The organism is Methylobacterium sp. E-066 (genome assembly GCF_022829635.1).
GTDB lineage: Bacteria > Pseudomonadota > Alphaproteobacteria > Rhizobiales > Beijerinckiaceae > Methylobacterium.
In genome coordinates this window covers 1-322 of record NZ_JAKSYO010000134.1, presented here as the reverse complement: position 1 = coordinate 322, position 322 = coordinate 1, and the positions used below count along the sequence as shown (strand labels likewise).

The 322-nt window shown below is 62.4% G+C and carries 1 tRNA gene and 1 rRNA gene; both read right to left on the bottom strand.

Annotated elements, in window-relative coordinates:
- Positions 1-7: 7 nt before the first annotated feature.
- Positions 8-84, bottom strand: a tRNA-Met gene (locus MKL20_RS19350).
- 106 nt (positions 85-190) lie between these two features.
- A 5S ribosomal RNA gene (gene rrf / locus MKL20_RS19345) occupies positions 191-306 on the bottom strand.
- Positions 307-322 lie beyond the last annotated feature (16 nt).

Genomic DNA, 322 nt, shown 5'->3' with positions numbered 1-322 from the left:
AAAGATTTGGTTGCGGGGACAGGATTTGAACCTGTGACCTTCAGGTTATGAGCCTGACGAGCTACCGGGCTGCTCCACCCCGCGCCAAGGTTGTGCGGCTGGTCCGGGCTGGCTGTTCGCCTGTGTGGGCGGGCTCCGGGGCCGTAGCGGTGATCGTGATGAGGGAACGTGTTCGGATTGCGATGTGCAGGTCTGGCGGCGACCGACTCTCCCGTGCCTTGAGACACAGTACCATGGGCGCTGGCGTGTTTAACGGCCGAGTTCGAGATGGGATCGGGTTCTGGGCACGCCGCTCAAGCCACCAGACCGGCACATCGCAATT